12 protein-coding genes are annotated in these 11,952 nt (G+C 60.5%); 5 read left to right on the plus strand and 7 right to left on the minus strand.

The genetic code is table 11. From position 1 onward, the window contains the following. Position 1 precedes the first annotated feature (1 nt). Together AC5S26_RS01630 and AC5S26_RS01635 are read left to right on the plus strand one after the other, a co-directional pair. The gene (locus AC5S26_RS01630; RefSeq protein WP_494183101.1) at positions 2 to 475 is read left to right on the plus strand and encodes a DUF4126 family protein; all 474 of its coding nucleotides are present in this window, start codon (positions 2 to 4) and stop codon (positions 473 to 475) included. 43 nt (positions 476 to 518) lie between these two features. Next, a complete protein-coding gene (locus tag AC5S26_RS01635) occupies positions 519 to 1,877 on the plus strand; it encodes a glycoside hydrolase family 27 protein (protein ID WP_494183102.1) in 1,359 nt (452 codons plus the stop codon). A 73-nt stretch (positions 1,878 to 1,950) separates the two neighbouring features. Here AC5S26_RS01635 and AC5S26_RS01640 read toward each other — a convergent pair whose 3' ends face one another. After that, positions 1,951 to 2,736, minus strand: coding sequence for an NIPSNAP family protein (locus AC5S26_RS01640; protein WP_494183103.1), 786 nt, complete (start codon positions 2,734 to 2,736; stop codon positions 1,951 to 1,953). Positions 2,737 to 2,814: 78 nt separating this feature from the next. Here AC5S26_RS01640 and ruvB point away from each other — a divergent pair, with 78 nt between their 5' ends. Beyond that, positions 2,815 to 3,882: a Holliday junction branch migration DNA helicase RuvB gene (gene ruvB / locus AC5S26_RS01645; RefSeq protein WP_494183104.1), complete on the plus strand. Its 1,068-nt coding sequence runs from the start codon at positions 2,815 to 2,817 to the stop codon at positions 3,880 to 3,882. Positions 3,883 to 4,257: 375 nt separating this feature from the next. Beyond that, a complete protein-coding gene (locus AC5S26_RS01650) occupies positions 4,258 to 5,514 on the plus strand; it encodes a GGDEF domain-containing protein (protein WP_494183105.1) in 1,257 nt (418 codons plus the stop codon). 44 nt (positions 5,515 to 5,558) lie between these two features. Here AC5S26_RS01650 and murQ read toward each other — a convergent pair whose 3' ends face one another. The 5 genes from murQ to AC5S26_RS01675 all read right to left on the minus strand — a co-directional run bounded on the left by murQ (position 5,559) and on the right by AC5S26_RS01675 (position 9,497). Then, positions 5,559 to 6,494 carry an N-acetylmuramic acid 6-phosphate etherase gene (gene murQ, locus AC5S26_RS01655; protein WP_494183106.1) on the minus strand — a complete coding sequence of 312 codons (936 nt, stop codon included), beginning with the start codon at positions 6,492 to 6,494 and terminating at the stop codon, positions 5,559 to 5,561. An 8-nt stretch (positions 6,495 to 6,502) separates the two neighbouring features. Next, positions 6,503 to 6,937, minus strand: a complete 435-nt coding sequence (locus AC5S26_RS01660) for an LIC_13387 family protein (protein WP_494183107.1) — start codon at positions 6,935 to 6,937, stop codon at positions 6,503 to 6,505. Then, entirely contained in the window at positions 6,934 to 7,425 is a 492-nt protein-coding gene (locus AC5S26_RS01665; protein ID WP_494183108.1) for an SRPBCC family protein, read from the minus strand. The genes AC5S26_RS01660 and AC5S26_RS01665 overlap by 4 nt, the downstream gene beginning before the upstream one ends. Continuing rightward, on the minus strand, positions 7,391 to 7,765 hold the full coding sequence (locus AC5S26_RS01670) for an ArsR/SmtB family transcription factor (RefSeq protein ID WP_494183109.1): 375 nt from the start codon (positions 7,763 to 7,765) through the stop codon (positions 7,391 to 7,393). Before AC5S26_RS01670 ends, AC5S26_RS01665 begins: the two co-directional genes overlap by 35 nt. Before the next feature lie 61 nt (positions 7,766 to 7,826). Continuing rightward, on the minus strand, positions 7,827 to 9,497 hold the full coding sequence (locus AC5S26_RS01675; RefSeq protein WP_494183110.1) for a VWA domain-containing protein: 1,671 nt from the start codon (positions 9,495 to 9,497) through the stop codon (positions 7,827 to 7,829). Between the two features lie 211 nt (positions 9,498 to 9,708). Here AC5S26_RS01675 and AC5S26_RS01680 point away from each other — a divergent pair, with 211 nt between their 5' ends. After that, positions 9,709 to 10,779 carry a hypothetical protein gene (locus tag AC5S26_RS01680; RefSeq protein ID WP_494183111.1) on the plus strand — a complete coding sequence of 357 codons (1,071 nt, stop codon included), beginning with the start codon at positions 9,709 to 9,711 and terminating at the stop codon, positions 10,777 to 10,779. An 8-nt stretch (positions 10,780 to 10,787) separates the two neighbouring features. Here AC5S26_RS01680 and AC5S26_RS01685 read toward each other — a convergent pair whose 3' ends face one another. Next, a complete protein-coding gene (locus tag AC5S26_RS01685; protein ID WP_494183112.1) occupies positions 10,788 to 11,768 on the minus strand; it encodes a zinc-binding alcohol dehydrogenase family protein in 981 nt (326 codons plus the stop codon). Positions 11,769 to 11,952: the final 184 nt, after the last annotated feature.

Here is an 11,952-nt window from a genome sequence, read left to right on the forward strand (position 1 = left end):
GATGGTTTTCTCAGTGCTCCTGCTCTGCTTTCTGATCGGTTGCGTAGCCGGTCTGCGCTCCATGATGGCTCCTGCGATTGTCTGCGCCGCAGCCTACCTGGGCTGGATTCATCTGTACGGAACTCCGTTGGCGTTTATGAATTCAATGATTACGCTGTCGGTCTTTACACTGTTTGCGATCGGGGAGTTAATTGCGGATAAGCTTCCGAAGACTCCTGCGCGAACCTCTGCCGTCGGGCTGTCTGCGCGTTTGCTTATGGGCGCGCTCTGCGGCGCGGCCCTGGCCGCAAGCGGAGGGAAGAACCTCATCCTAGGCGCCGTGCTGGGTGCCGCAGGAGGAGTCGCAGGAGCCTTTGCTGGATACCACATCCGTCATGGCCTGGTGACCCAAATGCGGGTGCCGGACTTTGTTATCGCCGTCGTCGAAGACCTACTGGCGATCTCGGGTGGCTTGTTTGTGGCCTCGAGGATGTAAAGAGAGGATGTAAAGAGGTAAAGTGCGTGGAGGCTTCTTACCGATGCTGAAGCAGTTTGGACGTGTGTTCCGTGCGACGGTCATGCTGGTCTTCCTGCTTCCCGCGTTGGGCAATGCCCAGGCTGTCCTGGCTTCCACGCCGCCTATGGGTTGGAACAGCTGGGACTCCTATGGGCTGACGATCGATGAGAGTCAGTTTCGCGCCAATGTCGACGTGCTCGCCAAGAGGCTGAAGCCCGCCGGCTACCGATATGCCGTCGTCGATGAGGGATGGTATCTGACGAATCCCCAGAAAGCGAAGACGGACGCCTTCGACTATCGTATGGATGCTCACGGGCGCTACGAACCTGCGCTGAACCGCTTCGCAAGTGCAACGGGAGCGGCAGGCTTCAAACCGGTGAGCGACTATGTCCATGCACAGGGGCTGAAGTTTGGGATCCACATTATTCGCGGCATCCCGAAAAAGGCGGTAGAACAGAACCTGCTTGTGGCAGACAGCGCCTTTCGCGCGGTCGATGTAGCGGATACCAGCGACACCTGTCCATGGAATCCAGACAACTTCGGCGTTAAGGACACGCCCGCGGGGCAAGCCTGGTATGACTCGCTGATGCAGCAGTATGCGAGCTGGGGCGTGGACTACATCAAGGTGGACTGCATTGCCTCACACCCTTATAAAGGCGACGAGATCCGGATGATTCACCGGGCCATTGCGAAGACGGGACACGCGATGGTGCTGAGTCTTTCACCGGGACCCGCGCCACTGGACAAGAGCGCCGAGGTGGCGGAGAACGCGCAGCTCTGGCGCATCTCCGACGACGTATGGGACCGGTGGGAGAGGCCCGAGAGCGAGCGCTTCCCTCAAGGAGTGAAGAATCAGTTTGCAGTGATCGCAAGCTGGGTTCCGCACGTGAAGCCGGGGAACTGGCCGGATGCGGACATGCTTCCGCTGGGCACGCTGGGGCCCGTACCGGGATCGGGAGAGCCGCGTAAGACCAAGCTGACGCAGGATGAGCAGAAGACCCTGATGACTTTGTGGTCGATCTCGCGGTCTCCTTTATTTATTGGAGCGAATCTGACAGAGCTGGATGACGAGACCGCTTCATTGCTGACGAATCAGGATGTGCTGAAGATGAATCAGCAGGGGCACGACCAAAAGCTGGCCGGACAGAATGACGCTTTGGTGACGTGGACTTCAAAGGGAGAGGATGGACGCGAGTATCTTGCGTTGTTCAACACAGGCGACGAGCCGTTGAAGATTGCGGCTCCTTTGAGCCGGTTCGGCTTCGCGGCCAAGGCTTATACCGCACGCGATATCTGGGACAGCAGACCTCTGGGCAAAATCGCAAATGCCGAGGGAACGATAGCTCCCCACGGCGTGATGCTGCTGGAGTTGAAGCGATGAGAGCCTTTTGGACTTTACGTCTCGCCGCCAGTTTCCGACCGGGGCTTCTGCTTTATACGCGCATTTTGATTCGTCAGCGAAGGGGCGAAAACGATAGCGGGTGCAGAAGAATGTTGCTGATGTTGGCAACGATCTGAGAGTCCTTCAGTTCAGGCGGAGAGCTGAGTTTCTTCCACTCCGGATCGGAGCCGAAGGCCTTCCAGAGTTTCTCCCGCCCATCGAGATTGTCGAAGGAGAGCATGTAGGTGATGTTTGGCTGGCGTGAGCCGATGATGGATTCACCGATGAATACGGGACGCATGCCGAGGCGCTGGAAGATGCCGATCTCGCCGCCGTCGAACATTGCAGCCTTCTTCTGCCGTGCGACCATTGATTGCGACTGATAGGTTCGCAGCTCAAAGACGCGCGCCGGACGGCTCGCGACGTCTGTGGGAATAACAGGTTGCGGCATTACAGCGAGGCTGTGAAAGAGGCTGCTCTCCATGGTGACGAAGGGCATTCCCGATCCGGCGCGGAGCGATTGGGACGCCTGCGTGTACGCACTGTCGGCGCCGAGCTTCTCAAGTACATCCTGCATTGCTCCCATCGAGGCGTACTGCACGAGGGTGAAGAGCGAGGGCCCATCGGGACCGATAAGGTTCGAGAAGGCGGCAACAGGCTTCGCGCCTGCTCGCGTCAGTGCAGGAAAGAGGCCCTGCTCAAGATAGTCGGAGACCCGCTTTGCCTGATCCTCGTCGCTATTGTGAAGGCGCCATGTGGTGAGCTCGAGAAATGACCTTGCCGTATCAGCAGCATTGGCTGCATTGGAGAGGAGAGCGGACATCGCTGCGGCACCTGTAATCCATTGACGTCGATCCATTTTTACTACGGTAGCAGAGTGGCAGGAGATTGGGCGTATCGGTTGCTTCGGCTGTAGCTTCGCCTTACTATCGCCTCAATGGACTTTCCGAAGAACAGGACGAAGATCGATCTCAACCAGGGATCGAAGTCGGACGCCGAACGCCTGGTTTCGGCGGGACGCGTGGATGACGATGCGACCTTCGAACTGAAGCTGCGGCCGACACGGCTGGCGGAGTTCATCGGCCAGACGAAGGCGAAGGAGCAGCTGGCGATTGCGCTGGAGGCGGCGCGATCGCGCGTCGAGGCGCTGGACCATGTGCTTCTCTTCGGGCCTCCGGGGCTAGGCAAGACGACGCTTGCGACCATCATTGCGAACGAGCTCAGCGTCGGCTTTCAACAGACGAGTGGGCCCGCGCTGCAGATTCAGGGCGACCTCACCGCGATCCTGACCAATGTGCGCGAGAGGCAGGTGCTGTTTCTCGACGAGATCCACAGGCTGCAGCCGGTGCTTGAGGAAAAGCTGTACACGGCGCTCGAGGACTACAAGCTGGACATCATGATCGGCCAGGGTCCGGCCGCCCGTACTCACGTGATGGAGATCAAGCCGTTCACTTTTGTGGCGGCAACCACGCGGCCCGGGCTGCTTTCTTCTCCGCTGCGCTCTCGCTTCGGAATTCTGCTGCGGCTGGAGTTCTACACCGACGACGAGCTGCGGTACGTGGTCGAACGTTCCGCCGAGGTGCTGGGCGTCCCGATCGACCAGGACGGAGCCGCGGAGATTGCGATGCGGTCGCGCGGGACGCCGCGCATTGCCAACCGCCTGCTGCGTCGCGTTCGCGATTATGCGCAGGTACGAGCGGCGGGAAAGATCGACCGCGAGACGGCGCAGAAAGCACTTGAGCTGCTGGAAGTCGACGCGCATGGCTTCGACGAGCTCGACCGCCGGCTACTGCGGACGATCATCGAGAAGTATGACGGCGGTCCTGTAGGGCTGAACACGCTGGCTGCCGCCCTGGCTGAGGAGCAGGATGCGCTCGAAGAGGTCTATGAGCCGTTCCTGATCCAGATCGGCTTCCTGGACCGGACGCCTCGCGGACGGGTTGCGACCCGGCTGGCGTATGAGCATCTCGGGATCGAGATGCCGCGGAAGCTGAGCCTGTTCTAGCACCCACCCCCTGGTTTTTGCCTAAAGCCTTCCATCCATGTAACTTAGGTCCGGACCAAAGTCTAAAGCGGCGCAAACATCTTTACTCCACCCGGTGAGAATGGGCCTTTCGATTCGTCCCAAAAGGCCGATTCGCACCTGATTTAAGTTTAATCGATCGGATACAACTAATCGGCAGCGATAACACTCTTATCTGCAGTAACTTACGCAGCTTCGGGGTTGACACCATCCTGTTTCGCCCGAAAGAGAGTGCGCGGCGGAAAGGGAACTCACATCAAAACTTTCGTGTGAGAATACAAGGTTTTTGATTGAGAAGGTGTGATCTTGAGGCTATTCTGTGCGCGGTGGCTTCTGTTGTAGGGATGATCCCCAAATATGGATTACACGACGTCCTGTATTTTTTTTCTTGTTTCCCTTGGTCTGTTCACAGTGGTTCTCTTCTCCCTGGCGCTGGTTGATCGCAGCGTGATCGGGGCTCGGTGGCTGGCCGCCTCAACGCTCTTGGATTTCACAAAGACGATGCTGCAGGGGCTGGACGGGTACGCGTCCAGACTGGTTACCGTCTGCATCGCCAACGAAGTGAATATCCTTTCCTTTGCCATGATGTACATGGGGCTGCGGTGGTTTGTGGTTCGCAAGCCGTTCCGTGGTCGTGTGGGTCCGGCACTGATCGCGGCTACGATGGTGCTCTATTTTGCGATGTTCCTCGAGCGATTGCGGCTATGGTCTTTTACGGTCGCCGTTTTGCCGGTGCTGGTTCTGTGCGGTGTCCTGGCGTGGACGCTCTTTCGGCAGACGAACGATCGCTTCCATGTTCCAGCGCGCCTGACGGCGGCATTGCTGACCGTTCACGTGATTGCCGTCACTTATCGGTGCCTGCTGTCGTTACGTGGGATTTCAGGCGCAACAACGGACTCACCCTGGTCGGACCCGCGATGGATGTATTCGATGCTGGTCGTCATGCTGGTGGCCTACTGCATGTTGCTGATGTATGTGCTCTTTACCGTAATGGAGATGCATTCCAGCGTAGCGCACGCGGCCGGAGTCGACGCTCTGACGGGGGCGGTGAACCGCAGAGCTCTGATGAAGCATGCGACCCGCGAGGTAGCTAGGAGCGAGCGGATGGAACGACCGCTGGCGATTGTCGCGATCGATCTCGACAACTTCAAGCGGGTGAACGACACCCATGGCCACGGAGGTGGAGACGTGGCCCTGTGCGCCTTCGTCGACCTTATCAAGGACCATCTGCGGAGCTGCGACATCGTCGCTCGCACCGGCGGGGAGGAGTTCGTCCTGGTGTTGCCGGGGATGGACGCCTCCGGCGCCGCCAGAGTGGCAGAAGGACTCCGACACAGCCTAGAGCGGATGCGCGTTCACTACGATGGCAAGATGATCGTCATGACCGCGAGCGCCGGGATCGCCGAAAGGCAGAACGAAGACTCCTTCGTGACGATGCTTAAGCGCGCGGATAGTCTGCTCTACCGAGCGAAGTCGGCGGGAAGGAACTGCGTGATGCAGGACGAGCAGACGGTCCAACATGCCAAGCCTGTCTTGGTGGAGCGGTTTGGGCCAGTGCCCACGCGTACGGCGCCAGTCGCGCGAGCTTTGACCGGCGACAGCCGATCCAGGTAGATCATCCACGGTCGCGATAAGGTGCGACGTCCAGGATAGACGAGCTAACTCAAAAGTGCCGCGAGGCTGCCGTTGACCGCTTTCAGCTTCCCTTCAGCCGAGGCGCGATCGATCGAGAGCTTCTGCATGGCGATGGCAACCTTCGCGCTGCCCGCCTCTTCGAGAAGCTTTGCGGCGGTTGCGCGGTCAACTCCGGCGGCTTCCGCGATGATGCGTTGGGCGCGATCGACCAGCTTTTCGTTGGTGGCCTGCATGTTGACCATCAGGTTGCCGTAAACGGCTCCGGTACGGATCATCACGCCTGTGGAGAGCATGTTCAGCACGAGCTTGGTCGCTGTCCCTGCCTTCAGCCGGGTGGAGCCGGTAACGACCTCGGGCCCAGTGACGGGAGCGATGGCAATGTCCGCGAGTGCAGCCATCCGCGAGTTGGCCACACAGGTGAGTGAGATCGTGAGCAGGCCGAGCTTTTTTGATTGCTCCATTGCGCCGATGACAAAAGGGGTGCGGCCGCTGGCCGCAATGCCGACCAGTGTGTCGGGAGCGCCATCCTTGTTGAAGCCTGCCGCCATCAGGTCGGTCGCACCCTGTTCGCGGGAGTCCTCAGACTTCTCGCTCGACTTGCGCAGCGCGTAGTCGCCACCGGCGATGAGGCCCTGCACCAGCGTGGGTGGAACCGAGAAGGTCGGCGGGCACTCGCTTGCATCCAGCACGCCGAGGCGTCCGCTGGTTCCGGCACCGATGTAGAAGAGGCGTCCGCCCTTTGCGAAGCGCGCGGCGATCTCGTCGATGGCGCGGGCGATCTGCGGAAGCTGTGTGGCAACGGCCAGCGGCACGGCCTGATCTTCCTGATTGATGACGGTGACCATCTCGAGCGTGGAAAGCTGGTCGATGTGCGTGGTGCGCGGGTTGCGGGCTTCGGTGGAGAGTGCGGCGAGATTCAGGTCGTTCATCACCTTCCATGATAGGCCGAGATCATGCATTCGAAGCTTCAGACCGGGCGATCTGCCGGTCCTTTGCCGGCGAAGATAGCCATGCCAAGGCAGGCGGCGATCAGGAGTTCAACGATGACTGGCGGTGCGAAAAAATAGACCTGCGAGTTGACGGCAAACGTAAGGTAGCCGACGAGAAAGACTGCAAGCACAGGGCGCAGATCGGCGTCGCTTGAGCGGGCGATGTTACCGAGCAACCAGAAGACGACGGCCCCGATGGTGAGGAAGATGGTGATGCCCAGGCCCATGCCGCGGTAAAACTCCCACATGCTGCGGGTAAGTCCCATCACAGGAAAGGTGTTGGCCTTCATGGCATCGACGGCAGTCTGCTGCGCTCCGGGCGCGGGGGCGCCGTAGACTCCGCCGAGGGTGTGGGTGATGGCATGAAAGAAGGTGAGGATGGAGGCGGCGCGAAGCCAGGGCGTAGGTCTCATGCGGCGGTTTCCCTGTTGGCTGCCTTGGCGAATTCTTCGAGAGTGCGAGCCCATGCATCGGGACCGTCGAGGATCTCACGGAGCTGCTGATAGCCTTCGCCGTGGCGCTCGAGGCCGGAGTGGGTGAGCTCGACGAGCGTAGTGGAAGAACCTTCGGAGGTGAAGCGCAGCTCGACATCGCTTGCGGTGGCGAGGTCGGGGTCGTACTTCCAGTTGGGGCCGATGTGCCAGGAGAGGGTGACGCGATGGGGAGGATCCCAGGCGCGGACGAAGCCCCAGAGGCCCTCGACACCGTTGGCGTCGCGCTCATACCATCGGCCACCGATGCGAGGCTCGATGATGATGGACTGGAAGGGCTCAGCACCCATGTGATGGTCGGGCGGCCACCAGGTCTCCATCTGCTCGACGAAGACGGAGAAGGCGCGCTCGATCGGCGCGGAGACGCGAATGCTTTTACGGACGACTGTGCTTTCTGCGATTTCCGGCACTTTTTTGTTCTCCTTTTTTTTCCTTTGGCAAAGTCGGGTCCTGCGATGCGGCGATTTCGAAGGCGCGGAGGGCGCGAGTCCAGACCTGATCGAAGTGAGCGCGGAGACGCGCTACGCCTTCCGGATCGAGCTGATAAAGGCGACGGGTTCCGGCCTTGCTGTCAAGAACGAGGCCGGCTTCTTTCAGCACACGGAGGTGCTGCGAGACGGCAGGCCGGCTGACGGGCATTGTGGCTGCAAGCTCATGGACGGCCAGCGGACCGTGGGTGAGGCGGTCGAAGATGGCCATGCGGGTAGCGTCCGCGAGGGCGTCGAGGCCGGCTTGTAGGTAAGCGTCCACTTACGGTAAGTGATAGCTTACCGATGCTCGCCATGTCAAGAGATTCTTCCTGGAAAAACGGCTAAGGCGCGACCTCTCCTGCCGGAGCAGGCGCGGAGGCGGAGTTGGAGGGTGGCAGCGGTTTGGTGAGGTCGACATCCGCGGTTCCGATGCGGCCGGTGGCGGCTACGCGAACGACGAAGCGGACGCGAGTGGCCTTGGGATCCTGGGCGAGAAGATAGTGAATTTCGAGCGAGCGTTCGAGTCGGCCGGTAGGGGGAACGTCGCCGGTAGCATTTGCGCGGATCATCTTGGCGTCGCGCTTCAGTTCCTTGTTCTTCTTGTCGAAGGTAGAGGCGACGAGAATGACCTCGGTGCGGCGGGGCTCGGTATCGGTGGCGTAGGTCCAGGCGAGGCCCTTTCCGTCGACGTGAATGTTGAAGGTGTCGGGCTTGTCGGGAGAGCGGCGTACGGAGATTGGCACACCGTCATAGACCATGGTGCTGCTATCGGCAGAGATGAGGTCGCTGACGAGCCGGCGGGAGGGGTTGACCGGGTTGACGCGGCCGGGACCGTATTGCAGGTAGTAGCCCTCTCGGGTGGTGACGGTCAGGCCGGGACGGTCGACGGTGACTTTAATGCGGCGGAACTTCTGCAGGTCACGGGAGTCGTTGGTGGGGCGGTAGGTGAGGGTATAGAAGCTGGCGCCGTCGCGGATGGCTGTGCCGATCTGGGCGTCGACGTCGTTGCGGCCGTAGAGGGCGCGTCCACCTGTAGCCGTGGCGAGTTTCGCGAACTGGTAGTTGCCACCGAAGGGATCGGTAAAGGCAGCGTCGGAGCCATAGGTCTGCTGGTTCACCTGGAGGCCTGCGGGGTCGACGGTGTAGAGGGTAATGCGGGCGTCGCGCAGCGTGTTTACGCAGTCCTGAACGGCGTTGTTGACGCGCTGCTCGGTGTCGACGGGGAAGTTGGCCATGTTCAGGTTGGGGAATCCGCGGCCGATCCAGATCATGTTCTTGTGTCCGGGGTGACCGACGGTGGCCTGGGCGACACGGCGCAGGGTCATGAAGGCGGTGGCGTAGCGCTCTGCCAGCCAGCCGTATTGCTGGGCCTGCCAGGGGTAGGCCGAGAGGTGATGGTCGAGCGCGGAGATCAGATCGTCCTTGTTCTGCGTGTAGTCGTGCACCACAGTGAAGTTCTGCAGGTTGACGGCAATGAGCATGGTGGGGGTGGAAAGTTTGCCGGGCTGGCGCTCGAGGAATTTCTTGAGGGAGTAGCGGGCGAAGGCCATGTCTTCGAAGCGGGTGTTGAACTCGTCGAGCAGGATGATGTTGACGGGGGCGCGCGGCGCGAGGGAATCGAGAGCGGAGGTGGAATCGATGTTGAGGTCGGGAGCGGTAACGTGGGCGCCGGCGACCTCGAAGTTCAGCACCGTCTGGGGCTCGTTGGATTCGGTGACGTGGAAGTCATCCCGCTTGAGGTCGATGATGACATTGCCCTTGGCGTCGGTGACGACCATATCCAGGATGACGATGCGGGCGTTGCGAGTAATGGTGTAGGTCCCATTGGCATCGCGTACGGGTTGGGCGCCATTTTGTGCCGGTGAGGTGGCGGGAGGCTGAGGTGCGGGTTGCGAAGAAGACGGCGCGGGTTGGGCCTGGGCGGGAGACTCGGTTTGCGCGGCGGGCTGTTGTGCGGGGCAGGATGCGGCAGCAAGGAAGGTCAAAAGTACGGCAAAGAGCGAAGCTTTCATAAGCGATCCTCAGGGTACTTCGGACAGCACGTTCTGAGGTAAACCCAGAGGGGTGAGGCAAGTTTCGTGCAGAATCATAAAGAGTTAACGAATTTTAGAGGCTTTCCGGGGAGGCGGGAGGGATTGCGGGCGCGGTTTTCTGCATCCTAAGATGGCAAGAGCTCTCCGGAATTCTTCGACGCGCGGATTGCGCGGAAAAATCACCGAATCCATGAATCTTAGACGCTACGCCATCGCCGCAGCCGTTCTCGCAGTTGTGTTCTTCCTTGTCTGGGTCGTATGGCCTTCGCATCCTTCGCAGGAGGGTGGACCTTCTGGAAGCGGCGGTGGCAGCTCCAAAACCGCAGCGGGAGATGAAGGCTCGCCGCAGGCAGGAGCGAGCGAGCCGACAACGGTGTACGCGCACAATCTCGAGCTGCGCAAGGGTCCGCAGTTCCGGGTATACGTGCGGTGGCTTCGTGGCGAGATGATTCCGACGAGCCCACGCCGGGTGCCGTCGCTGGACGATGAAGAGTCGTTCGTCTTCCGTATCGACCGCGGATTGATTCACGCGAACCTGGGCGATATCGAAAACTATCTGAACTCGAACATGGCGCCGAAGTCTCCGCTCAAAAACATGAAGCTGACGGGCGAAGGGCAGCAGATGAAGCTTTCTGGAACGATGCACAAGCTGCTGGCCCCGCTGCCGGTGGAGGTGCTGGGAACTCTGTCGCCGGCAACGAACGGACGTGTGCATCTGCAGGTAACGAAGATCAACGTGCTGAAGGTCCCGGTGAAGGGATTGCTGGGCGGCTTCAAGGTGGAGATCGACGATATTGTTGGCAAGGAGCCGGCGACGGGGGTCGAGGTGAAGGATAACGATATCTATCTCGACACAACGAAGCTGCTTCCTCCACCGCATATTCAGGGGCAGATCTCGAGCATTACGATCGGGCGTCCGGATGTGGCGGTGACCTATGGAAGCACCGAACTGGACGACGAGGCGAAGCTGGCGAAGTGGCACAATTTTCTAAGGCTGCGCGGCGGGTCGGTAGGGATGGGCAAGCTGACGATGCACGATGCGGACCTGACGCTGATCGATGCCTCCGACGACACCTGGTTCGATCTCGACCTTGCCAATTACCAGGAGCAACTGGTGAAGGGCTACAGCAGGATGACTCCGGAGAAGGGACTGGAGATGTTCATGCCGGATGTGGGCAAGGGAATGCCGCCGGGGTCGGTTTCACTGGACACGCTGCGAGACAAGAAGAAGCCTCTGCCGAACCCTGCCATCGTGAAGTAATCGTGCCGTCAGGGAAGGATTACGCAGGGTCCGTCTGCGGTCTCGTGCTTGACGGCCTGCAGGGCATCGTTGGCCTGGTCGAGCGAGAAGATGCGGACGCGAGGACGAATCCCGATTTTCTGCGCGAGATCGAGGAAGTCGCGGGCATCCTCGCGGGTCATGTTGGCGACGGAGCGGATCTGTCGCTCACCCCAGAGCAGCTTGTCGTAGTCGAAGGCGGGCATCTGGTCCAGATGGATGGCATTAATAGCGACGACGCCTCCCTTGCGCAGGCTTGAGAGAGCCGAGACGACCACTGCTCCGGATGGGGCGAAGGTGACGGCGCGATCGAGCGCGACGGGAGGCTTGTCGTTCTCGGAGCCGACCCAGGTTGCACCGAGATCGGAGGCCTGCATGCGATGCTGCTCGCCGCGGGTGGAGACGTAGACTTCGCACCCCCAACGCCTAAGCACTTCGATGGCGAGCGAGGCCGAGGCTCCAAAGCCGAAGAGTCCGACCCTCTCGCCCGGCTGAGTTCCGGCTACCCGAAGGCTGCGGAAGCCGATGATTCCAGCGCAGAGCAGAGGTGCGAGAAACTGTGGCTCGATGTCCGCGGGCAGCGGAAAAGCAAAATCGCTGCGGACGAGCGCATACTCCGCGTAGCCGCCGTCGATGCTGTAGCCGGTAAAGGCAATCGCGTCGCAGAGGTTCTCTTCTCCTCGCTTGCAGAAGGGGCAGGTGCCATCGGTACCTCCGATCCACGAGACTCCGGCGCGCGAGCCCAGCGCTAACTCAGCCGTTGCTCCATCGATGACTTCGCCGACGATCTGGTGGCCGGGAATGAGCGGGTCGCGGAGGGTTGGGAGGTCGTGCTCGAAGATATGCAGATCGGTCCGGCAGACTCCGCAGGCAAGGACGCGGAGGAGGGTGTGGCCGGGGGTAAGGACGGGGCGCGGAACGTCTTCGATGGAGAGGGCTGGAGCGAAGCTGCAGAGGACGGCGGCTTTCATCGGGATTGCTCCTGCTTCGATGTTCGCGTCACGTACGCCTAATAGATGCGGTTCGAGCTCCGCTCGATTGCTACCACTCATGCGATGAGGCGCATGAATGGGGTACCCGGTTTTTATGAGGTGATTTCCTCGATGCCAATCACAACATCAGCAGGATTTCAGGCGTCGATCGTCCAGATATCTT

The sequence above is a fragment of the Edaphobacter sp. FHG110511_03 genome, from assembly GCF_059115365.1.

Coding starts and splice junctions, on each gene's coding strand:
- murQ (WP_494183106.1), bottom strand. CDS start 6,494: ATGCATGATCTCGGCCTATCATGGAAGGTGATGAACGACCTGAATCTC.
- AC5S26_RS01635 (WP_494183102.1), top strand. CDS start 519: ATGCTGAAGCAGTTTGGACGTGTGTTCCGTGCGACGGTCATGCTGGTC.
- AC5S26_RS01640 (WP_494183103.1), bottom strand. CDS start 2,736: ATGGATCGACGTCAATGGATTACAGGTGCCGCAGCGATGTCCGCTCTC.
- AC5S26_RS01685 (WP_494183112.1), bottom strand. CDS start 11,768: ATGAAAGCCGCCGTCCTCTGCAGCTTCGCTCCAGCCCTCTCCATCGAA.
- ruvB (WP_494183104.1), top strand. CDS start 2,815: ATGGACTTTCCGAAGAACAGGACGAAGATCGATCTCAACCAGGGATCG.
- AC5S26_RS01630 (WP_494183101.1), top strand. CDS start 2: ATGGTTTTCTCAGTGCTCCTGCTCTGCTTTCTGATCGGTTGCGTAGCC.
- AC5S26_RS01660 (WP_494183107.1), bottom strand. CDS start 6,937: ATGAGACCTACGCCCTGGCTTCGCGCCGCCTCCATCCTCACCTTCTTT.
- AC5S26_RS01675 (WP_494183110.1), bottom strand. CDS start 9,497: ATGAAAGCTTCGCTCTTTGCCGTACTTTTGACCTTCCTTGCTGCCGCA.
- AC5S26_RS01680 (WP_494183111.1), top strand. CDS start 9,709: ATGAATCTTAGACGCTACGCCATCGCCGCAGCCGTTCTCGCAGTTGTG.
- AC5S26_RS01650 (WP_494183105.1), top strand. CDS start 4,258: ATGGATTACACGACGTCCTGTATTTTTTTTCTTGTTTCCCTTGGTCTG.